Origin of the sequence: Amycolatopsis sp. 2-15, assembly GCF_030285625.1 — a bacterium.
GTDB classification, from domain to species: Bacteria; Actinomycetota; Actinomycetes; order Mycobacteriales; family Pseudonocardiaceae; genus Amycolatopsis; species Amycolatopsis carbonis.
Genome location: NZ_CP127294.1, coordinates 8,110,071 through 8,132,469, shown reverse-complemented (window position 1 = coordinate 8,132,469; position 22,399 = coordinate 8,110,071). Strand labels below are relative to the sequence as shown.

At 71.2% G+C, this 22,399-nt stretch carries 16 protein-coding genes and 1 pseudogene; 15 read left to right on the top strand and 2 right to left on the bottom strand.

The genetic code is table 11. From position 1 onward, the window contains the following. Positions 1-37: 37 nt before the first annotated feature. From QRX50_RS40225 to fgd, 11 genes are all read left to right on the top strand, one after another. Positions 38-664, top strand: a complete 627-nt coding sequence (locus tag QRX50_RS40225; RefSeq protein ID WP_285968315.1) for a TetR/AcrR family transcriptional regulator — start codon at positions 38-40, stop codon at positions 662-664. A 153-nt stretch (positions 665-817) separates the two neighbouring features. Beyond that, positions 818-1,657: an alpha/beta fold hydrolase gene (locus tag QRX50_RS40220; protein WP_285968314.1), complete on the top strand. Its 840-nt coding sequence runs from the start codon at positions 818-820 to the stop codon at positions 1,655-1,657. 318 nt (positions 1,658-1,975) lie between these two features. Beyond that, a complete protein-coding gene (locus tag QRX50_RS40215) occupies positions 1,976-2,701 on the top strand; it encodes a class II aldolase/adducin family protein (protein WP_285968313.1) in 726 nt (241 codons plus the stop codon). 298 nt (positions 2,702-2,999) lie between these two features. Then, positions 3,000-3,863, top strand: coding sequence for an ABC transporter permease (locus QRX50_RS40210; protein WP_285968312.1), 864 nt, complete (start codon positions 3,000-3,002; stop codon positions 3,861-3,863). 28 nt (positions 3,864-3,891) lie between these two features. Then, a complete protein-coding gene (locus QRX50_RS40205; protein ID WP_285968311.1) occupies positions 3,892-4,674 on the top strand; it encodes an ABC transporter ATP-binding protein in 783 nt (260 codons plus the stop codon). A gap of 112 nt (positions 4,675-4,786) precedes the next feature. Beyond that, the gene (locus QRX50_RS40200; protein WP_285968310.1) at positions 4,787-5,833 is read left to right on the top strand and encodes an ABC transporter substrate-binding protein; all 1,047 of its coding nucleotides are present in this window, start codon (positions 4,787-4,789) and stop codon (positions 5,831-5,833) included. Between the two features lie 164 nt (positions 5,834-5,997). After that, positions 5,998-6,771, top strand: a complete 774-nt coding sequence (locus QRX50_RS40195; protein ID WP_285968309.1) for a GntR family transcriptional regulator — start codon at positions 5,998-6,000, stop codon at positions 6,769-6,771. A 110-nt stretch (positions 6,772-6,881) separates the two neighbouring features. Next, complete coding sequence (locus QRX50_RS40190) at positions 6,882-7,826, top strand: alpha/beta hydrolase (protein ID WP_285968308.1); 945 nt, start codon at positions 6,882-6,884, stop codon at positions 7,824-7,826. Beyond that, on the top strand, positions 7,823-9,214 hold the full coding sequence (locus tag QRX50_RS40185; RefSeq protein WP_285968307.1) for a dihydroorotase: 1,392 nt from the start codon (positions 7,823-7,825) through the stop codon (positions 9,212-9,214). The genes QRX50_RS40190 and QRX50_RS40185 overlap by 4 nt, the downstream gene beginning before the upstream one ends. Beyond that, positions 9,211-10,194 (top strand): LLM class flavin-dependent oxidoreductase, encoded by a 984-nt coding sequence (locus tag QRX50_RS40180; RefSeq protein WP_285968306.1) that lies wholly within the window; start codon positions 9,211-9,213, stop codon positions 10,192-10,194. The genes QRX50_RS40185 and QRX50_RS40180 overlap by 4 nt, the downstream gene beginning before the upstream one ends. A 15-nt stretch (positions 10,195-10,209) precedes the next feature. Beyond that, a complete protein-coding gene (gene fgd / locus QRX50_RS40175) occupies positions 10,210-11,208 on the top strand; it encodes a glucose-6-phosphate dehydrogenase (coenzyme-F420) (protein WP_285968305.1) in 999 nt (332 codons plus the stop codon). 52 nt (positions 11,209-11,260) lie between these two features. Here the strand turns inward: fgd and QRX50_RS40170 are convergent. Further along, positions 11,261-12,423: pseudogene (locus tag QRX50_RS40170) on the bottom strand (MFS transporter). A gap of 150 nt (positions 12,424-12,573) precedes the next feature. Beyond that, entirely contained in the window at positions 12,574-13,839 is a 1,266-nt protein-coding gene (locus tag QRX50_RS40165; protein ID WP_285968304.1) for an FAD-binding protein, read from the bottom strand. 121 nt (positions 13,840-13,960) lie between these two features. Here QRX50_RS40165 and QRX50_RS40160 point away from each other — a divergent pair, with 121 nt between their 5' ends. From QRX50_RS40160 to QRX50_RS40145, 4 genes are all read left to right on the top strand, one after another. After that, complete coding sequence (locus tag QRX50_RS40160; RefSeq protein ID WP_285968303.1) at positions 13,961-14,821, top strand: NAD(+)/NADH kinase; 861 nt, start codon at positions 13,961-13,963, stop codon at positions 14,819-14,821. 179 nt (positions 14,822-15,000) lie between these two features. Further along, complete coding sequence (locus QRX50_RS40155) at positions 15,001-17,847, top strand: ATP-binding protein (RefSeq protein ID WP_285968302.1); 2,847 nt, start codon at positions 15,001-15,003, stop codon at positions 17,845-17,847. 126 nt (positions 17,848-17,973) lie between these two features. After that, positions 17,974-18,162 (top strand): hypothetical protein, encoded by a 189-nt coding sequence (locus QRX50_RS40150; RefSeq protein WP_285968301.1) that lies wholly within the window; start codon positions 17,974-17,976, stop codon positions 18,160-18,162. Between the two features lie 28 nt (positions 18,163-18,190). After that, positions 18,191-22,366 (top strand): carboxypeptidase regulatory-like domain-containing protein, encoded by a 4,176-nt coding sequence (locus QRX50_RS40145; protein ID WP_285968300.1) that lies wholly within the window; start codon positions 18,191-18,193, stop codon positions 22,364-22,366. The last annotated feature ends 33 nt before the right edge of the window (positions 22,367-22,399 follow it).

The following is a 22,399-nucleotide window of genomic DNA, read 5'->3' as shown; positions in this document are numbered from 1 at the left end:
CGCTGCGCGCCCCGGCGGCATCGGGGAAGCTGTCGGGGTGGGCGACGACTCGGCGGAACGGACGGGCTATCGGCGGTCGGCGGGCTCGCCGCGCGGGGAGGCGCGGCGGCGCGAGCTGCTGGCGCGCGTGACGGACGACCTCGCCGTGAACGGTCTCGTCGACTTCTCCCTCCGGCGCGCGGCGCGGGCGGCCGGCACCACGCACAAGGTGCTGCTCTACCACTTCGCCGGCGCGGAGGACCTGCTCGCCCAGGCCGTGTTCGCGTTGCGCGAGCGCCGGATCGGCAATGCGCTCGCGGCCATGGCCGGCGGCGCGCAGCAGCGCACGCTCGCCGGCCGCGTGCGTGTGGCGTGGCAGACGCTGCGCGACGAGGAGGCCGGCCTGCGCCGCGTGCTCGACCAGGCCGTGGGGCTCACCATGTACGACCCCGAGCGCTACGCCGACCTCGGCCGCGGCTCGACGCGGCAGTACCTGAACCTGCTGGTGTCCTTCTGCCCGGAGCCGTGGCCCGAGCCGCGCAAACGGGAGGTGGCCGAGCTCGTGCTGGCGACGCTGCGCGGGTTCGTCGTGCACCGCCTGACCAGCGACGATCCCGGTGGCGCCGACGCGGGCTTCGCGGCGCTGGAGCGGGCGCTGGAGAGGGAGGAAGCCGCGGGGGACTGAGCCGCGCGGGCGGTTCCGGCGCAACGGCACTGGACGCGTTTGCGAACCACGTGGTTCACTTATGGCGGGGCGAACGGCCGGGAGGGTCCACATGGGGTGTCGACGAGCACGGTTCGGGGAGCAGGGCGGTCTGCGGGCGGTGGAGGCGGGCGCATGAACGAGATCGAGCTGTCCGCCGGGACGATCGAGTACGAGGACACGGGCGGTGACGGACCCGTTCTGGTGTTCCTGCACGGGTTGCTGATGGACTCGTCGCTGTGGGCGGAGACGATCGCGGACCTCGCGGGGGAGTACCGGTGCGTCGCGCCGACCTTGCCGCTCGGGGCACACCGGAAGGCGATGCGGCCCGACGCCGAGCTGTCGATGCCGGCGCTCGCGCGGCTGGCGGAGGAGTTCCTGGCGCGCTTGGATCTTCGTGAGGTGACGCTGGTCGGCGTGGACACCGGCGGCGCGCTCGTGCAGCTGCTGATGGCCGGGGACGCCGGCCGGGTGCGGCGGGTGGTGCTCGCCTCGTGCGACGCGTTCGACAACTTCCCGCCGGGGCTGACGGGGAAGACGCTGTTCCTCACGGGCCGGTTGCCGCCGGTGCTGTTCGGCGCCTTCTTGCAGCAGATGCGGCTGAAAGCCCTGCGCCGCTTGCCGATCTCGTTCGGGTGGCTCACGAAACGGGGCGACGCCGCCGTGGTCCGGTGGCTGCAGCCGCTGCTGAAAGAGCCCGGGATCCGCCGCGACACCGTCCGCGTGCTGCGCGCCGCGGCGGCCGAACCCGGGATCCTCGTCGACGCCGCGGCGCACCTGCCGGAGTTCGACCGGCCCGCGCTGGTGGTGTGGGCGAGCGAGGACCGCGTGATGCCACCGGAACACGGGCGGCGGCTGGCGGGACTCCTGCCCAAGGCACAGCTGTCCGAAGTGGACGACAGCTACACCCTGCTGCCGCTCGACCGGCCGGCCGAACTGGGTCGGCTGATCGGCGAGTTCACGCGTACCACCTGAGCTTCGCTGTCCACAATGGTCACTTCGCGGCCATCGGGTCCACGCCGGTCACCGTGCGTGGTCCTGGTGGCCGCGGCGCCTTCTCGGGGCGCGTTCCCTGTGGACGACTGTCGCGACGCGACCCGATCGGGAAAATCGGAAGCGTTACCTCAGATGATGGCGCCGGGCCGCGCGGAGGCCTAACCTTCCCGCAACAACAGCCCCACCCCCGCACGCCGGCCGCAACTCCGTGGCCGGTTCGCGACCTGGAGATACTTCCGCTGTGAAAGTGTTTCCTTTATCCTGGATCCAATCGCCAATCCGAGAGGAAGGGCTTTCATGATCGATTCCCAGGCCGACACCGACGCCGACCGAGTACGGGCCGATCTCGTCACCTGCACCAGTCTTCTGGTGTTCAAGGGCGTCCTCGACTACAGCGGGCACCTCTCCGCGCGGGTGCCGGGCACCGACGACCGCATCTTCATCCAGCCGCGCGACGCGAGCCGGGCGGCGCTGCGACCCGAAGACCTGCTGGTCGTGGACCTGGACGGCAACCTCGTCGAGGGCGAGCTCCCGCCGCCGGCCGAGACGGCGATCCACACCGGCGTCTACCGCGCGCGGCCCGAGGTGGCCTTCATCTGCCACGGCCACCCCACGCTGTCGACCACGTTCACCATGGTCGACCACCCATTCCTGCCGATGCGCCACTTCGCCTACAAGTTCCCGGACGGCCTGGCTGTGCACCCCGATCCCACTCACATCCGCTCGCGCGAGCAGGGGGACGCCGTCGCGAAGACTCTCGGCGACGCCGGCGCGTGCCTGCTGCGCTCGCACGGCACGGTCGTCGTCGCGAACCGCATCCAGGAACTGCTGATGGACTGCCTCGACCTCGAGGAGAACGCCCGCACGCTCCTCATCGCGCGCCAGCTCGGCACCCCGTTGCCGCTCACCCCCGAAGAGATCGTGCAGGTCGCCGAGAGCTACGACCGCGGCGGGCACCGCCCCGGCAAGCTCTGGGACCACTACGTGCACCTCGGCCGCCGCGCCGGTGTGCTCGCCGCCTGACCACGCAGGACAGCTCCACAAAGGACAGAGCTCCCACCGGCCGGCAAAGCCGGCCGGTGGTAGTCGTTGTGCGCACTTCTCGTGTCCACAGTGTACTAATCTACGCTGTACGAACCCACGCTGTACGAACCCACGCTGTACGAACCCACGCTGTACGAACCCACGCTGTACGAACCCACGCTGTACGAACCCACGCTGTACAGGTACGTCATCCCCGAACCGAACAGTTCACGGCCGGACTGCTTGACCTTGATGTCGAATGGATCCAGGCGCCAACTGACAACCGGAGGAGGTCACGGTGTCCCTCACCGAAGACACGAGCTTGGCCAGTTCGGCCCCGGACCGGGCCGGGCCGCCGGCCGCACCACCCAGGAAGTTCCGGATCCCGTGGAACGCGAAGGTCCGCCGCCGGGTGCTGCCCGTCGCGTCGGTGGTGGTGTTCCTGGGCGTGTGGCAGATCTTCGGCGCGCAGGTCAACCCGATCCTGCTGGCCACCCCGTCGGCGGTCGCCGCGTCCTTTGTGGACATCATCGCCAACGGTGAGCTCGGCGCGGCCTTCCTGCGGGCGATGGAGGTGCTCGCCGTGGGCTTCGGGCTCTCGGCCGTGGTCGGCATCGCGGTGGGCGTGTGGATGGGCCGGCGCGAAACCGTGTCGCGCGTGCTCAACCCCTACGTGAGCTTCTTCCAGGCGACGCCGCTGATCGCGCTCACCCCGCTCGTGGTGATCTGGACGGGCATCGGGTTCACCTCCGAGGTCACGATCACCTTCCTGCTCGCGGTGTGGTCGATCATCATCAACACCGCCGAAGGCACCCGCAACACCCCGGCGATCCTGCTCGACATGGCGAAGGTCTACCGGGCGGGAGAGTGGTCGGTGGTCCGCCACGTCGCGATGCCCAACGCCGTGCCCTACATCTTCGCCGGCCTGCGCATCGCCCTGGCCAAGGCCCTGATCGGCGTGATCATCGGCGAGATGGACATCAGCCTCAAGGGCCTCGGCGGGCTGATCCAGAACTACGGCGACTCGTTCCAGACCGCGCCGCTGCTCGCCTCGATCATCAGCTCCTCGATCGTCGGCGTGATCGGCACGATCATCCTCGAGGTCCTGCGCCGCAAGCTCGCCCCGTGGTCGTCCTCCGCCTCGGCCCACACCCGCGTCTGAACCCGGCATCGTTGACGAAAGGTCCGCCATGAGCGCACCCACGGCCTGCATCGAGATCGAGCACGTGTCCAAGCGCTACCAGCGCCCGGGCCGCAAGGCCGAGAGCTTCCTCGCCGTCTCCGACGTGCACTTCGACATCCGCCAGGGCGAGTTCATCTCGCTGATCGGCGCTTCGGGCTGCGGCAAGACCACGCTGCTGCGGATGATGTCCGGACTCATCCCGGTCGACGACGGGCAGATCCGCATCAACGGCAACCCCGTGCAGGGCGTGCCGGGGTCGATCGGGTTCGTGTTCCAGGAGCCGGCGCTGCTGCCGTGGAAGACCGTGCGCGAGAACATGGTCTTCGCCTTGAAGGCCAAGGAGCTCCCGCCCGACGAGGTCGACGCCGCGATCGCCGCGAAGCTCGAGATGACGAGCCTGCAGGACTTCGCGGGCTACTTCCCGTCGGCGCTGTCCGGCGGCATGCAGCAGCGCGCGGGCCTGGCCCGGGCGCTGGCCTGCGACCCCGACGTGCTGTTCATGGACGAACCCCTGTCCGCGCTCGACGCCTTTACCCGGCGCCGGCTGCAGCAGGACATCGCCACGATCATCGAAGGCATCGGCGCGACCACGGTGCTCGTGACGCACGACGTCGACGAGGCCGTGTTCTTCTCCGACCGCATCGTGGTGATGGGCACCTCGCCCGGCTCGGTCCGCGACGTCGTCGAGGTCCCGTTCCCCACACCGCGCACGCACGCGGAGCTGCTCGGCGATCCCGAGGTGGCGAAGCTGCGCGACCACGTGCTGGGCATCGTGCTCGGCCTGCACTGAAGATCCTGCGCTGAAGATCCTGCGCTGAAGATCCTGCACCGAAGATCCCGCTCGAACCGCTCTCCCAACCCCCACCCCACCGTCAGATCCAGTCCAGAAAGGAGGGTCTGCGATGTCTGCTCCCTCTTCGCGGCGGCGCCGCACGGCGCTCGTCGTCGGCGCGATCGCCGCGCTCACCGTGTCGCTCACGGCCGCGTGCGGCTCCGGCGACGCGGCCACCGGTACCGGTGACAAGCTGCCGACCTCGGCCGACGGCACGCCGAACCTGAAGGGCACCACCATCCGGATCGTCACCGGCGCCGCCCCCGCCATCGAGGACACCAAGATCGCCCTCGTGGCGCAGGTGCTCAAGAGCTGGGGCGCCGACGCGACGATCGTGAACCAGACCGGCGACCCCTCGGCCATCCGGGTGCTGCTCGCCGGCGATGCCGACATCGGCACGCTCGCCGTGTCGTCGTCGATCAACTCGGGCCTCAAGATCTTCGGGCCGAGCCAGCCGCGGCTGGACTACCACTTCCTCGGTGCCCCGTCGCTGAACTCGATGAAGGACCTGCCGGGCCACGTCTACGGCACTTCGAACGTCCACGGCGTCGAGGCGCTGATGTTCGCCGACCTGCTGGCGAAGAACAACATCGACCCCAAGGCCGTCACCACGACCGTGGCCGGTGGCGCGTCGGTGCGCGTGAGCGCGATGCTCACCCACCACATCGACGCGACGTTCGCGCACGCCACCGACGTCTCGAAGCTGACCTCGGCCGGCTTCCACGACCTCGTGACGATGTCGAAGACCGCGCCGGAGCTCGCGGACTCGTTCCTCGCGACCTCACCGCAGTGGCTCGCGAGCCACGGGGCGCTGGCCGTGGCGATCGACCAGGCGTGGATCAAGGCGGCGCAGATCTTCAACACGGACAAGGACCAGTGGGTCAAGGCCGCGGTCGCCTACGCCAAGGCGGATGAGAAGGAAGCGTCGAGCACCTACGACGCGCTCAAGGCGGCGGACACGTTCCCCGCCTCGAAGGACGCCTACTCCGAGGCCTCCGCGAAGGTCCAGGAGGATCTGGCGAACAAGGTCGGCGCGATCACCAAGGCACCGGCCACGTCCGACTGGGTCGACACCGCCACGTGGGACAAGGCGACGGCGGCCATGAAGCTCACCTGATCCACCTGATCCACAACGGAAAGACCCGGTGAAAAGCCCCCGTGGGAAAGGACTCGTCGGGGTCGGACCGATAATGGATCCAGGATACGATTGTCCGGATAATCACGACGAATGGTAACCGCTTGACGGCCGGCGCACGCCGGTCGAGGGGAGGCTAGGTCACGATGGCTCAGCGTCAGTCCGGGGGAGCCGGCGGCGGTACGGGAGGCGGCGCCCCGGAGGGGTCCGCGATCACCGGCCGCGCCAGCTTCGACGAGGTCGTGTCGCGGTTGTCGAGCGGCTACCGTTCGATCGGCGACATGGTCTACGAGGTCCTGCGCCAGGCGTTGCTCTCCGGGGCGTTCGCTCCCGGGGAGCACCTCCGGCAGGAGGCGCTGGCCACCGCGATCGGGGTGTCCCGGCTCCCGGTGCGGGCCGCGCTGCTGCGGCTCGACGCCGAGGGGCTCGTGGAGTTCCACCCGCGCCGCGGCGCGGTGGTCAAGACGCTGACGGCCGAGCAGCTCGTGGAGATCTACGAGCTGCGCGACCTGCTCGAGACCCACGCCCTGCGCAAGTCGATGAAGACGATGACCGCGGACCGGATCGCGAGCCTGCGCCGCAACGCGGAGCTGCTCGACTCCGAGGAGGAGGGCGAAGGCTTCCTCGACGTCCGCGTGCGGTTCTACCGGGAGCTCTACGACGCCGAGCGCAACCCGCGGCTGGTGGAGCTGATCGAGGACCTGCGCAGCAGTGTCGGGCGGTACCTGCTCGGCTGGCGGGTGTCGGGCAGCCGCAGCCACCACGGGCGGCACACCACGCTGGTCGACCACGTCGAGCGCGGTGACGTCGAGAAGGCCGAGACGGCGCTCCATGACCACCTGCGCGAAGTGAGCGAAGGCGTCGCCAAGATCCTTTCCGGAGAAAGCGATCGCGAACCCGACAGCGAATTCCCCGCGTAACCGAATCCCTTTCCTTCAATCGAATACCGCGTTGTCCGCAAACCCGGCCGAATCGCCGGGCAGGTACCCCCTGCCCGGAAACCGGCGGGCAGGAGTGAACGGAAAACGGCATGAGAACTGACGAGGTCTCCTGGTTCAGCGACGGCGAACGCATCAGCGGGCTCTGGCGCACCCCGGACGAAGGTGCCGGGCCGTACCGCGTCGTCGTGCAGGGCCCGGGCTGGATGGGCCTGAAGGACGCAAAGCTCTACGTGCGCTACCACCAGGCACTCACCGACGCGGGGTTCGCCGTGCTGGTGTTCGACTACCGCGGCTTCGGCGACTCCGAGGGCGACCCGGAACTGCTTTCGCCGGCTCGGCAGCTGGCGGATCTGCGCAGCGCCGTCACCTACGCCGAGGCGCGGCCCGACGTGCTGCCCGACTCGATCGGCGTGTTCGGCAGCGGCGGTACGGGCGGGGGCAACGCGGTGCTGCTGGCCGCCGTCGATCCGCGGGTGCGGGCGGCGGTGAGCCAGCTGCCCGTGGCCGACGGCGGCGACTGGCTGCACCGCATGCGCAGCGAGTACCAGTGGCTCGACTTCCTGGCGGAACTGGACGCCGACCGGCGCGAACGGACGCTGCACGGCGTCGGCAAGCTCGTGAACCCGCGCGAAGAGATCATGGTCCCCACGTCCGAGCGCCGGGCCACGAGTGTGAAGTCCGATGTGGACGGACGCGTGCCGAAGCAGGTGCGCCTGGCCGCGGCGGAGGAGATCATCGCCTACCGACCGGCCGAGGCAGCGGCGAGCCTGGACACGCCGCTGCTCGTGATCGGCGTGGAGAACGACGCCACCACGCCCACCGACCACGCGGAGCGGATCTACGAGGCCGCCCGCGGGCCGAAGGAACTGATCATGCAACGGCACACGAGCCACTACGCCGCCTACGACAAGTACTGGACCGCGACCACGCCCCGCATCGTCGCGTGGTTCGAGGAGTATCTCCGCCCGGCCGATGTGGTCGTGCGTTCGAGCCGGCCGGGCGGACACCCGGCCGTAGTGGAGGTGAAAGCATGAGCATCGATCTCCGTGTTTCGGGTGGCCGCGTGCAGCTGCCCGGCGGCGCCGTGGACGGCGACCTGCTGGTGAACGAGGGCAAGGTCGTCGGGGTCGTGTCCGGCTCCGTCGAGGTCGCCGACGTCGGCCGCACGGTCGACGCCACCGGGAAGCTCGTTCTTCCGGGCATGGTCGACGTCCACGTGCACACCCGCGAGCCCGGGTTCACGCACAAGGAGGACATCCACACCACGTCGCTGCAGGCGGCGGCGGGCGGCGTCACCACGATCTTCGGGATGCCGAACCTCAACCCGCCGACCACCACCGCGAAGACGCTGCGCGAGGTGTTCGACCTCTACGCCGAGAAGTCCATCGTGGACTGGAACCACAACCCGGCGGCGACGCAGCCCGACGAGATCGCGCCGATGGCCGCGATGGGGGTGAACGCGTACAAGATCTACATGGTCGTGGACACCGGGCGCACCTACCCGCACCCGGCCGGCACCGGCATGCACGGGCACGGCGACCTGCTGCGCATGATGGACACCATCGCCAAAACGGGTAAGCGCTTCATCATCCACCCCCACGACCAGTCCTTGATGGACTACATCGAGGGCGAATACCTGGCCCGTGGGGAAAACACGCCGCAGGGTTACGCGTCCGCCTACGCCGCGCGCAATGGCGTCATCTGGGACACCGCGATCGAGGTCGTGCTGCGGCTGGCCGAGGCGTCGGGCTGCAAGGTGCACCTCGCGCACATCCAGACGCGCCGCTCCGTCGAGGCGGTCCGCCGGGCTCGGGAGCACGGCGTGGACGTGACGTGCGAGGTCAACCACTGGCTGCCGTTCCTGTCCACTTGGGACGATGTCGAGAAGCTCGGCCCGTACGCGCTGTCCTACTGGGTACCCGACGACGGCCGCGAAGCCGTGTGGGAAGGCCTGCGCGACGGCACGATCGACATGTTCTCCTCCGACCACGCGCCGCACACGCGCGAGGAGAAGGAGATCGGCTGGACGCAGATGTGGAGCTCCCACACGGGAACGCCGGGCATCCAGTACTTCTACCCGCTCGCGCTCGACGCGGTGAACAAGGGCCTGCTCACGCTCGACCGCGCGGTGGAGCTCGTCGCCGGTGCGCCGGCCGCGAAGTTCGGCCTGCAAGGCGTGAAGGGTGCGCTGACCCCGGGCTGCGACGCGGACTTCGTGATCGCGGACCTCGACGCCCCTTGGACGATCACGAACGAGGGCGTGCTTTCGAAGATCGGCTGGACCCCGTACGACGGCCGGCAGCTCACGGCCGGCATCGAGCAGACCTACGTGCGCGGCACCGAGGTGTTCGCGGACGGCAAGGTGACCGGCGAGGCCGGGCACGGCAAGCAGGCGGTGTCAGGAAAGGTGCAGAACGCATGAAGTTCGGACTGCTGCTCCCGCATTTCGGCGAGCACGCCTCGCGCGACAACGTGCTCCAGGGCGCGATCATGGCCGAGAAGGCCGGGTTCGACTCGGTCTGGGTGCGTGACCACCTGGTGTTCGAGCCGCACGGCGAGATGGAGAAACCCAACCGCACGTTCTACGACGCGCTCACCACGCTCACGGCCATCGGCGCCGTGACCGAGCGCATCGAGCTGGGCACGGGTTCGCTGATCCCGTTCCGGCACCCGCTGGTCACGGCTCTGATGACGGGCACGATGACGCAGCTGTTCGGCCCGCGCGTGATTCTCGGGTTCGGGGCCGGCACGTTCGACCACGAGTTCGAGGCCATCGAGTGGGGCGAGCGCGACCGCGTGGAACTCGTGCGGTCCAACGCCGAGATTTTCAAGCGCGTGTTCACCGAGAACGACGTGACGTACTCGGACGCGAACTTCTCGTTCAGCGACATCACGATCGAGCCGAAGCCGCTGGGCGGGCGGGTACCGTTCTGGTACTGCGGCGCCACCCCGCGTTCGGCGCGGCTCGCGGTCGAGTTCTGTGACGGCTGGATGCCGGGCCGGATCTCGATGGCGACACTGGACAAGCGCGTGACGACCATGCGGGAGCTGTCGGAGACGGCCGGGCGCACGATGCCGACCGTGGCCGTGATCCCGCCCACGTCGATCGAGCGCACGTACGAGGAGGCGGTGCGGCACGTGAACGTCCCGGGCCTGCTGGCCTGGGCGAACAAGGCGAAGTTCGCGGTGAAGCCGCCGTCGGGCCAGTTCGAGACCGTGAAGGATCTCTCAGGGCAGCTCATCGTCGGGACACCGGAGGATGCTCTGGAGGAGATCGACCGCTTCGCCGCGACCGGAGTGGAGCACCTGGTGTTCGACTTCCGGTTCAAGTTCGATCGGTGGTTCGATCAGATCGAGCTGCTCGGGTCGGAGATCATCGGCAAGGTGAACGCGGGCGTCTGAGAAGGGACGAGTCCAGTGGTGAGGTTCGGGTACAAGGCATCGGCGGAGCAGTTCGCGCCGGCGGAGCTGCTGCGCTACGGCGTGCTGGCCGAGGAGAACGGGTTCGACTCGGTGTTCGTGAGCGACCACCTGCAGCCGTGGCGCCACGACGGCGGCCACGCGCCGGCCGCGCTGCCGTGGCTGGGTGCGCTCGGTTCGGCGACGCAGCGGGTGGTGCTCGGCACGAGCGTGCTCACGCCGACGTTCCGCTACCACCCGGCGGTGGTGGCGCAGGCGTTCGCCACGCTCGGCTGCCTGTTCCCGGGCCGCGTGGTGCTGGGCATCGGGTCGGGCGAGTCGATGAACGAGGCTCCGCTCGGCATTGAGTGGCCGGAGCCGAAGGTGCGGTTCGCGCGGCTGAAGGAGGCGATCGAGCTCATCCGCCGCCTGTGGACGGAGGAGCGCGTGGACTTCGAGGGCGCGCACTACCGCACGGAGAAGGCCACGGTGTACGACCGGCCGGAGGTGCCGGTGCCGCTGTACATCGCGGGCTCCGGCCCGGCGGCCACGCGGCTCGCGGGCCGGCGCGGTGACGGGTTCATCACCACGAGTGGCAAGGCGCCGTCGCTGTATACGGACACGTTGCTGCCCGCGGTGCGCGAAGGCGTCGAGCAGTCGGGCCGGGCGGTCGGCGACGTGGACATGATGATCGAGGTCAAGGTCTCGTTCGACGCGGACGCTTCCCGGGCGTTGCAGGACACCCGGTTCTGGGGCGCGCTGGCGTTGAAGCCGGAGGAGAAGACAGGCGTCGAGGACCCGGTCGAGATGCAGCGGCTGGCCGACGCGCTGCCGATCGAGCGGGCCGCGAGCCGGTTCATCGTGTCGTCCGACCCGGACGAGCACGTGGCGGCGATCAAGCGGTACCTCGACCTGGGCTTCACGCACCTGGTGTTCCACGCCCCCGGGCCGGACCAGGAGCGGTTCCTGAAGGCCTACGGCACCGAGATCCTGCCGCGGTTGCGCGAACTGGTGTGAAGTCGATGCCGCGGGCCCGGCGGGTGTGCCGGGCCCGCGCTGTCCACTGTGGTCAGTGCGCCGCCACCGGTGTCCTGGCTCGGTCCAGCCGGCCCGAGACGACGGCCAGCGCGAGGGCGGCCACGGTCATGGCGGCGCCGACCCAGTTGGTCGACGCGTAGCCGTAGCCCGCGGCGATGACGAGCCGCCGAGCCAGGCGGCCAGCGCGTTGCCGAGGTTGAACGCGCCGATGTTCACCGCGGACGCGACGGTCGGGGCGGCTTCCGCGCTGGCGAGCATCCGCATCTGCAGCGGCGGCACGGTCGCGAAGCCGAAGCCGCCCAGCAGGAACAGCGTGACGATCGCGGGCACGGCCGCGTGGGCGGTGAAGGCGAACACCGTGAGCACCACCGCCAGTGCGACGAGCACGGTGTAGAGCGTGGGCATCAGCGCGCGATCGGCGAACTTGCCGCCGACGAGGTTGCCGAGCACCAGCCCGACGCCGAACAGCACCAGCAGCCAGCTCACCGCGCCGCTCGGGAGACCGGCGACCTCGGTCATCATGGGCGCGATGTAGGTGAAGCTCGCGAACACCCCGCCGAAGCCCAGGATCGTCGTGCCGACCGCCAGCCACACCCGCGCGTGGCGGAACACGGCGAACTCCGCGCCGATCCTGGCGTTTTCCGGCCTCGGCGTGTCCGGCACGAGCGCCGCGACGCCCGCCAGGCCGAGCACGCCCAGCCCGGCGACCACCCAGAACGTCGCGCGCCACCCCAGGTCCTGCCCGATGAACGTGCCCAGCGGCACGCCGAGCACGTTGGCCAGCGTCAGCCCGGTGAACATCAGCGCGATCGCGCTGGCCTTCTTCTCCGGCTTGACGAGGTCCGCGGCCACCACCGCGCCGACCCCGAAGAACGCCCCGTGCGTCAGCGCCGCGACGATCCGGCCGGCCAGTAGCACCCCGTAACTCGGGGCCACCGCCGACAACGCGTTGCCGACGATGAAGACCCCCATCAGCAGAAGCAGCAGGTGCTTGCGCCGCATCCGGGTGCCGAGTGCCGTCATCGGCAACGCACCGGCCGCCACCCCCAGCGCGTAGCCCGTGATCAGCCACCCCGCGGCCGGGATCGACACCCCGAAATCGGCCGCCACCTCGGGCAGCAACCCGGCGATCACGAACTCCGTCGTGCCGATGCCGAACGCGCCGATGGCCAGCGCGAGCAGGGCGAGCGGCATGGGAACTCCTCCTGAAGCGTGGGCAACTACCGTCGCCGACAATAGTTGCATACGCCTGATAATAGGGGTGCCGACTGTGATCAGCGGAACTCCGGGCGCGCTAAAGCTCGCCCCCTGGTGGTGAGCCGGGGGCGAGTGGGCGGCCGAGAATCAGCTGCCGAAGACGTGCCGGTCCAGGAACGGGTTGCGGAACTTCCCCGTGGGGTCGAGGCGCGCGGCCAGAGCGCGGAAGTCCGCCAGTCGCGGATAGGCCAGGTCGAGGGCCTCGCCGTGGAAGAGCTTGCCCCAGTGGGGGCGGGGGGCGAAGGGGGCGAGGGTGGATTCGAGGGTCGGCAGGAGGGCCTCGACCTCGGGTTGACGGGGGAGCCAGGTGAAGTGGATCGCCACGCTGTCGCGGGCGGAGGAAGGGCTGAGCCAGAGGTCGTCGGCGGCGATGGTGCGGATTTCGGACACCAGGAGCAGCGGGGCGATGCGGTGGCCGACGCCGCGCAGCGCCTCCAAGGCGGCGGGGGCGGCGGCGCGGGGCACGAAGTACTCGGTCTGGAGCTCGGCGCCGACGCTCGGGGTGAAGCCGAGGCGGAAGTGGGGGAGGCGGTCGTACCAGGGGCCGGGGGCGCCGAGCTGGGCGGTGGTGTTGCCGGCCGGGACGCCGGCGGCGTGGGCGGGGTGGCGGGGACCGTCGGCGGGGACGGCACCGAACAGCGAAGCCGGGACCTCGACCGGCCCTCGGTTCTTCAGCCAGACCTGGTCGACGACGTCGCGGGCCCAGTTGGTGAACAGGCTGACGCTGTAGCCCGCGGCCTGGATCTCGTCGAAATGTGTCAGCGCGGCCGACCACGGCAGGTTGTCGTACACGTCCTGGCGCACGGTGAACGACGGGACCAGGTCGAGCGTCAGCCGAGTCACCGCGCCGAGGGCGCCGACGCCGACGACCACCCCGGCGAAGTCGGCGTCGCCCCGGGTGAGAGTCAGCAGCGAGCCGTCGGCGGTCAGCACCTCCAGCGCGGAGACGGCCGCGGCCAGGCCGGGGTGGCGCTCGCCCGAGCCGTGGGTGCCGGTGGCGACGCTGCCGGCCACGGTGATGTGCGGCAGCGATGCGAGGTTCTCCAGGGCGAACCCGGCTTCGTCGAGCTGGGCCACGAGGTCGCCGTAGCGGACCGAACCCCCGACGGTCACGGTGGCGGCACGAGTGTCCAGCGACGGCGAACCGGACACCCCCGAAAGATCCAGCTGCACGCCGCCGGGGCTGTCGGCCACGTCGTTGAAGCTGTGGCGGCTGCCGAGCGCCTTGATCTTCTCCGCCGAGGCGACGAGCTCGCGGGCCTCGTCGAGCGTCCGCGGGGTCAGCACCTCGCGGGCACCGTAGGTGAGGTTTCCCGCCCAGTTGGCGGCCGCGCCGCTCGCACTCTCGATCACGAACGCCCAGCTTAGGCGGGGCTCGCCAAAGCCGTCGGATCCGGGCAGACTTGGCCCATGCTCCCCGAACCGCCAGTGCTTCCCGGACCCGCAGTGTTGCTCGAACAGCCGGAGCGCTGACATGCACTCGGCTGGACTGGTCCTGCACCCGAAGCGCGACTCCGCCCCGGCGGTCGAGGCCGTCCTCGGGTGGGCCGCGAACCGCGGGATCAAGATCCTCGGCATCGCCGAGGAGATCGTGCGCCTGGACTGCAAGGCGGTGGGGGTGTCGGCGGAAGAGCTCGCCACCCAGTCCGACCTGCTGGTGAGCCTCGGCGGCGACGGCACCATGCTGCGCGCCATGCGGCTGGCCGACGGGCAGCGCGCTCCGGTGCTCGGTGTGAACCTCGGCAAGCTCGGCTTCCTCGCCGAAGTCGACGTGCCCGACCTGCCCGGCGCGCTGTCGATGATCGACGCGCACGAGTTCACCGTCGAGCCGCGCCTGGCGGTCGACGCGGTGATCGGCGGCCGGACCGTGACAGCGTTCAACGACGTCGCCGTGGTCCGCGTGCCCGGCGACGGCGGGGCGCTCGTCGCCGTCCGGGTGAACGAAGAGCAGTTCGTGAGCTACGCGGCCGACGCGGTCATCGTCGCGACGCCGACCGGCTCCACGGCCTACAGCTTCTCCGCCGGTGGTCCCATCACGAGCCCGGCGGTGGAGGCGCTGCTGGTCACACCGGCCGCGCCGCACTCCGCGTACGGCCGCGGCGTGGTGCTCTCGGTCCACGACACGCTGGCGCTCGAGCTGCTGCCCGGCAGCGGCCGGCTGGCGGTGGAGGTCGACGGGATCGTCGAGGGCTACGTGGAGCCAGGCGAGCGCATCGAACTGTGCGCGCGGCCCAGCGCGGCCCGGGTGGTGCGGCTGGGCCTCACCACGTTCTTCCAGCGCGCGCGGCGCAAGCTGCGGCTCAGCGACTCCGCGGAGATCGCGCCGTCGTCCTGACGGGTCCACTTCGGACGGTTGCGCCGATCGGCCGACGGCGCCTGCGCCACTTGCGCTCGCCGTGCCGGTTTTTGTCGGAAACGTGTGACAGCGGTGTGAATCACGGTCCGGATCGCTTGCCCACGCGGGCCGACGTGCCGAGAATCCAGCGGTGATCGGCGAGGCGAGCGGGGGTGCAGGTGGCAGCGGACGGACGTGATCTCCCCGCGGTCGGCACGCCCCGGCTCATCGGCCGCAACGACGAGCTCACCCGCCTGGCCGCCGCGCTCGCGTCGCCGCCGGGTGTGGTGCTGGTCTCGGGCGAGGCCGGCATCGGCAAGAGCCGGCTCGTGCGCGAGCTGCTGCCGGAGCCCGGGGTGCTCGTCGCGCGGTGCCCGCCGCTGCGGGAGGCGCTCACCCTCGGCCCGATCGTCGACGCGCTGCGCCAGGCGCGCCCCGGCGTCGCCGGCCTGCGGCTGAGCCCGCTGGCCGGCACGCTGCGGCCGTTGTTCCCGGAGTGGGACCTGCCGCCGGCCCCGGAGGCGCTGGCCGACGCGGGCGCGGCCCGGCACCGGCTGCTGCGCGCGCTGGCCGAGCTGCTCGACCGCATCGACGTCGAGGTGCTCGTGGTCGAAGACGTGCACTGGGCCGACGAGACCACGCTGGAGTTCCTGCTGTTCCTCGCCGCCCGGCAGGAGCCGCGGCCGGGGCTCGTGCTCACCTACCGACCCGACGAGGTCGGCGACGACAGCCTGCTGCTGCGGCTTTCCTCGCGCTACCCGCGCATCACCCTCGGCGCGCTCGACGTGGCGCAGACCGCGCAGCTGGTCTCGTCCATGCTGGGCGACGAGCGCGTGTCCGAGCCGTTCGCGCGGTTCCTGCACCGGCACACCGACGGGATCCCGTTCGCGCTCGAGGAATCCGTCCGGCTGCTGCGCGATCGCGCCGACCTCATCCGCCAGGGCGGCGAGTGGGTCCGGCGTTCGCTCACCGAGATCGCGGTGCCGCCGACGATCCGCGACGCGCTGGCCGAACGGCTCGTGCGGCTCACGCCCGACGCCCAGGCGGTGCTGCGGGCGTGTGCGGTGCTCGCGACCCCCGCGGCCGAGCGCGACGTCGTCGACGTCTGCGGGCTGCCGGCCGACCGCGCGGGCACGGCGATCGACGAGGCCGCGCGCAGCGGCTTGCTCGTCGAGGACGACCGCGGGCGTCTCGGCTTCCGGCACCTGCTGGCGGCGAAGGCCGTGTACGACGGCATCGGCGGGCGCGAACGCCGCGAGCTGCACCGGCGTTCGGGCAAGGCGCTGTCGGCCTGGGATCCGGCGCCGGTCGCCGTGCTGGCGCACCACTTCCGCGAAGCGGGCGAGACGGAGAAGTGGTGCGAGTACGCGGAACGCGCGGCGGATCTCGCGCTCGCGTCCGGTGACCACCACACCGCCGTGTCCTTCCTCCACGGCCTGCTCGCCTCTCCGGCGCTGCCGCCGACGGCCGTGGCGCGGCTGATCCGCAAGACGCCGATGTTCGCGTCGACGGGGTACGTCGGCCGCGCGCACCTCGTGCGCACCGTGCGTGGCGTGCTGGACAGTGCCGTGCTCGACCGGGCCGAGAGCGCCGAGATCCGCAGCCAGCTGGGCCGGTTGCTGATGCACGCCGGGGATTACGCGGCCGGTGCCGCCGAGCTCGAGCTCGCGATTCCCGGCCTCGCGGACCACCCGGTCGCGATGGCCGAGGCGATGTCGGTGCTCGGCCGGCCGGCCGGAGCGACGTGGCCGGTGTCGGCCCACCGCGAGTGGCTGGACCGCGCCGACGCCGTCGTCCGCGTGGCCGTGCCCGAGGAAAACCGGATCTCGTTCACCGTCGACCGCGCGACGGCCCTGCTCGAGATGGGCGACGAAACCGGCTGGGCGGTCGCGGCGACCGTGCCCGAGGACCCGGCGCTCGATTCACTGCAGGTGACGCGGGGTCTGCTCAACCTCGGCGACGCCGCGTTGCGCTGGGCGCGCTATGACGTGGCCCGCGCCAAACTGACCCGCGCGGTCGAGCTGGGGGAGCGGCACGCCTTGTTGCGGCTGCGGGACATGGGCCTGGCCACCCTGATCCGGCTCGACTGGCTGACCGGCGCGTGGAGCGGGCTGGCCGCCCGCGTCGCCGAGTTCGCGGACCTCGCGGAGGAACCGCTGATCCAGCTGGACACGACGTTGGTGGGCGCGCTGCTGCAGTCGGCCACCGAGCCCGGCAGCGAGGCCGAGGTCGAGCGCAAGCTGACGCTGGTGCTCGAGGCCGCCCGCCAGCGCGGGATTGTCGACATGCCGCTCGAACCGGCCGCGGCGCTGGGCCGCCTGCACCTCGCGGCCGGATGCCCGGAGCCGGCGCTGGCGGTCACGGAGGAACCGATGGCCGTGGTGGCGCGCAAGCAAATCTGGCTGTGGGCGGCGGAACTGGCGCCGGTGCGGGTGGAGGCGCTGCTCGCGGCCGGACGGGTCGCCGAGGCCTCGGCGCTCGTTGCCGAGTTCGCCGCCGGCTACCCCAGCGCGACGGGTGCCGCCCTCTGCTGCCGGGCGCTGCTCACGGAGGCCACCGGTGACCACGCCGGCGCCGCGCGGGAGTGGGCCGATGCCGCCGCCGCGTGGGCCGCCTTGCCGCGGCCGTACGACGCGCTGCTCGCCCGCGAACGCGCGGCAATGTGCCTGCTGGCCGGCGGTTCTCGGGCTCCTGCGTTGGAGCAGCTGGAATCCGTGCTCGCCGACTGCGTGGCCTTGGGCGCCTCCGCCGCCGCCTCCCGGGTCCGCGCCCACCTCCCCGCCGACCCTGTGTGGCGAGGCGGCCGCCGCGGCTACGGCGACCAGCTGTCCCCCCGCGAGCTGGAAGTCGTCCGGCTCCTGCTGACGGGCCTCACGAACCCGGAGATCGCCCAGGTCCTGTCCCGCTCCCCGAAAACCGTGGCGGCCCAGCTGAACTCCGCGATGCGCAAACACCGCGTGTCCTCCCGCACGGCGCTCGCCGTGAGTGCGACGCAAGCCGGCATCACCCCGGCGACGGCGGACTGACCAGGGCCGCCGACGGGCTGAACCACGCGGCGGACCGAACCAAGCCGTGGACTAAACAAGCTCGAGCCCGAGATTAGGTCATCCGCCCAATCGCGAACGGAGCGTGCGCGACCCGATACTTCGCCGGTGAACGCGACGAGACCCGGCGATGACCGTCCGGTGGACGGCACCGCGGTACCCCGGCCCGGCGCGGGAACGGATCCCCACCCCACCACCGCGGATCCCGCCGACGCCGCACCGGCGCCCGGCGATCGGTCCGACCGGGCAGCCGACGACGCCGGGCGCGACCTGCCCGCGGGGTACGAACCCCTGTGACTGCCCGGGCGAACGGAAAGGTTATCCCTTGAGAGTCCCCCGGGGGCGCCTGCTGGCGCTCATCCTCCCGGTGCTGGCCGGCCTGGCGCTGGTCGTCGGCACCACCCAACCCGGCCTCCTACCCGGCACGACACAACCGCAGACGTCCGCGGACGCCCCGGCCCAGGCCGCCGGGCAGGCCGTGCTCGACGCCGCCAGCACCTCCGGCGACGCGAAGCCCGTCGCCGCCGACAAGGCCACCCGGACGGCCACCGGCAAGACCGCCGCGAAGGCGCCCAAGGCGCTCTACGCCCCGACCGGCTGCAACCCCGCCAAGCCCAAGCCGCACACCGTCACGTGCAACTCGCTGTTCAAGGCGGGCACGGACCTGCGCCCGCTGACCAGCAACGCCGGCCCGCTGCCGGACTCGCTCGGCCCGGCCGACATCAAGGCCGCCTACGACCTCCCTGACGGCGGCGCGGGCAAGACCGTTGCCATCATCGACGCGCTCGGCGACTCCCACGCCGAGGCCGACCTCGCCGTGTACCGCGCGCAGTACGGCCTCCCGCCGTGCACCACGGACAACGGCTGCTTCCGCAAGGTGGACCAGAACGGCGGCGTGAACTACCCCGCCGACGACGACGGCTGGGCGCAGGAGACCGCGCTCGACCTCGACGCCGTCTCGGCCGCCTGCCCCGCGTGCCACATCCTGCTCGTCGAGGGCGCGTCCACGAGCCCGTACGACATCGTGGTCGCTGTGGACACCGCCGTGCGCCTGGGCGCGAAGTTCATCTCGAACTCCTACGGCATCGACGGTGAAGACCCCGAAGAGGGCACGCTCGACTCGCACTACACCGTGCCCGGCGTCGCGATGGTCGCCTCGACCGGTGACCACGCCTACGGCCTGCAGGACTGGCCCGCCGCCAACCCGAACGTCGTCGCCGCCGGCGGCACGAACCTCTACCGCGACCCGGCGAACCCGCGCGGCTGGAGCGAGCAGGCCTGGTCCGACGCCGGCTCCGGCTGCTCCCCGTACGAGCCGAAGCCCGAGTACCAGCAGGAGCTCGCCACCGGCTGCGCGAACCGCGCCATCGCCGACGTCTCCGCCATCGCCGACCCGGCCAGCGGTTTCGCGATCTACGACTCCGGCAAGTCCGGCGGCTGGGGCCAGGTGGGCGGCACGAGCCTGTCGTCGCCGCTGATCGCCTCGATGTTCGCCCTCGCCGGCGACCCACGTCCGGGCACGAACCCCGCGACCTACGCCTACTTCAACCACGGCAACGACCTCTACGACGTCACCGAGGGCACCAACGGCTCGTGCGCAACGGTCCTGTGCACCGCCGGCCCGGGCTGGGACGGCCCGACCGGCCTCGGCTCGCCCCACGGCGTCGCCACCCTGGCCTACACTCCACAAGGGACGGTCGCCGGGCACGTCCGCGACACCGCGGGCACGCCGATCGCCGGCGCCACGGTGACCGCCACCGGCAACGGCACCGGCAACGTCTACCACGCCACGACCGACGCCCAGGGTGCCTACCACCTCGCCGTCGCCGCCGACTCCTACCAGATCGCGGTCACCCGCTTCGGCTACGAGAACGGCAGTGGTTCACTGTCCATCGTGGACGGTCAGGCTGCCACCTCCGACTACGCCGTCACGAAGATCGCCACGCAGGCCGTGTCGGGCACCGTGACCGACGGCTCCGGCCACGGCTGGCCGCTGTACGCGAAGATCACCGTCGACGGTTACCCCGGCGGCGCGGTCTACACCGACCCGTTCTCCGGCCACTACAGCGTCGACCTGCCCCAGGGCGCCGCCTACCAGCTGCACGTCTCCGCGGTGCAGCCCGGGTACCAGCCGATCGACAAGCAGGTGACCGTCGCCGATTCGGGCGTGCGGCAGAACTTCACCGCCGCCGTCGACCCGAACGCGTGCACCGCGCTCGGCTACGGCCACGCCGCGCTGACGCGCTTCGACGGCTGGCTCGGCACCACCCCGAAGGACGGGTGGACCGTGACGAACGCCGACCCGGCCTCGACGGGCTGGACGTTCGACAACGGTATCGAGCTGTTCAACTTCATCAGCAGTGGCAACTACGCGCTCGCCAGCCCGATCACCCGCGACGGCAAGGCGGAGGACACCACGTTCCTCTCGCCGGTCCTCGACCTGACCGGCGACGACGCCCCGGTGCTGTCGTTCGGCGGCGTGTACGTGCCGGACGGGAACAGCGCGTTCGACGCCGATCTGTCGCTCGACGGCGGTGCCACGTGGAGCTCGCTGGCGCACCACACCACCGAACTCGTGCAAACGCAGGTGTCGATCCCGCTGCCCCAGGCCGCGGGCAAGGACTCCGTGCGCGTGCGGTTCCACTTCCAGGGTGGCGGGAACTCGCTCGCGGAGCTCGACGACGTGGTCGTCGGTTCGTGCACGGCCGGCGAAGGCGGCCTGGTCGCGGGTGTGGTCACCGACGCCAACAACGGCCGGCCGCTCGACGACGTCACGGTGGCCGACTCGGCCGCCGCGGCCCGCTCCGCGGTCAGCTCGCCCACGCCCGACGACGCCGCGCTGGCGGACGGTTTCTACGAGCTGTTCGACACCACCGGTGCGCACCAGTACACGGCGAGCCTGCCGCGGTACTCGTCACCGGCGCTGTCGACGACGACTGGCCTGAACTCCGTGGCTCGCCTGGACGTCAAGCTCAAGGCCGGGCAGCTGGCGGTCGGTTCGACCGCGCTGGCCGTGAGCAAGACGATGGGCCAGATCGCGAACCAGACGGTGAAGCTCACCAACACCGGCACGGCACCGGTGCACGTGTCGCTCGGCGAGCACGTCACCGGATTCACCGGGGTCGACCCGTCGGCGGCGGCCGGCTGGCAGCCGCTGGCGAACGTCCCGGAGTTCACCTACGAAAGCGCGCTCGGCGGTTACCAGGGCAAGATCTACAGTGCGGGCGGCATGCCCATGCACATGCTCTCGCCCTCGGCCCGCAGCTACGTGTACGACCCGGTCACCGCCGCGTGGTCGCCGATCGCGGACATGCCGGAGCCGGTGATGCGTGGTGCGGCGGCGTTCCTGAACGGTTCGCTGTACGTCGTCGGCGGGGCCGGGATGCCCGGCGTCCTGTCCACGACGTACGCCTACCACCCGCAGACGAACACCTGGTCGCGGCTGGCGGACCTGCCGGCGAAGGTCTACGGCGCCACCGCCGCCACGCTCGGTGGGAAGCTGTACGTGGTCGGCGGCTGCGCGAGCGTGTGCGGCAAGGACCCGGTGAAGACGGCGTTCGTCTACGACCCGGTGCGCAACGCCTGGTCGGCGCTGCCCGACTACCCGGAGGCCGAGAGCGACGCGGCCTGTGCCGGAATCCACGGTGAGATCGTGTGCGCCGGCGGGTACGTCGGTGGCGTCACGAACATCAAGTCGACTTACGTGTTCAAGCCGGGCAGCGCCGCGTGGACGAAGGTGGCCGACGCGCCGTACGAGGTCTCTCAGATGGCCTACAGCGGGGCGAACGGCCGCCTGCAGCTCGCCGGTGGCGAGACCGGCACCGGCTCGGTCGTCTCCCAGGCCGGCGAGACCGCGCACACCATCGAGTACGACCCGGTGAGCGACAAGTGGTCGTCGCTGCCGGACCTGCCGCAGGAGTACTACGGCGGCGGGCGCGGGGCGTGTGCGCTCTACCAGGTCGGTTCGTTGGTGCCGGCGCTGCGCACCACGGCGATGCTGCCGGGCTACGACCAGTGTGGTGACGACGACGCCGGCTGGCTCTCCGAAGGCAGCACTGAGCTGGACCTCGCACCCGGCGCCACCGCGAAGGTCGCGGTGACCGTCGACTCCGGCAAGGTCACACAGCCCGGCAAGTACACGGCGACGATCGCGCTCGACACCGACTCGCCCTACGCGGTGGCGGCCCTGCCCGTCACGCTGCAGGCCGCGGCCCCCAAGGCCTGGGGTGAGCTTTCGGGCACGGTCACCGACACCGCGTCGGGCGCCCCGGTGTCCGACGCCACGGTGCAGGTCTGCACGATGGTCCACAATGGAGTGTGCGGGGAGGTCTCGTACACCCTCAAGACCGACGCGCAGGGCCACTACCGGCTGTGGCTGGACAAGGGTTACAACCCGCTGATGGTCACCGTCGCCGCCAACGGGTACCAGCCGCAGTTCCGGCAGGTGAAGGTGATGGCGGGCACGGCCACGGTGTACGACGTGGCCTTGCCGAAGATCTAGGCGCGGCCAGGAAACCGAAGCGGTCCCACCCGG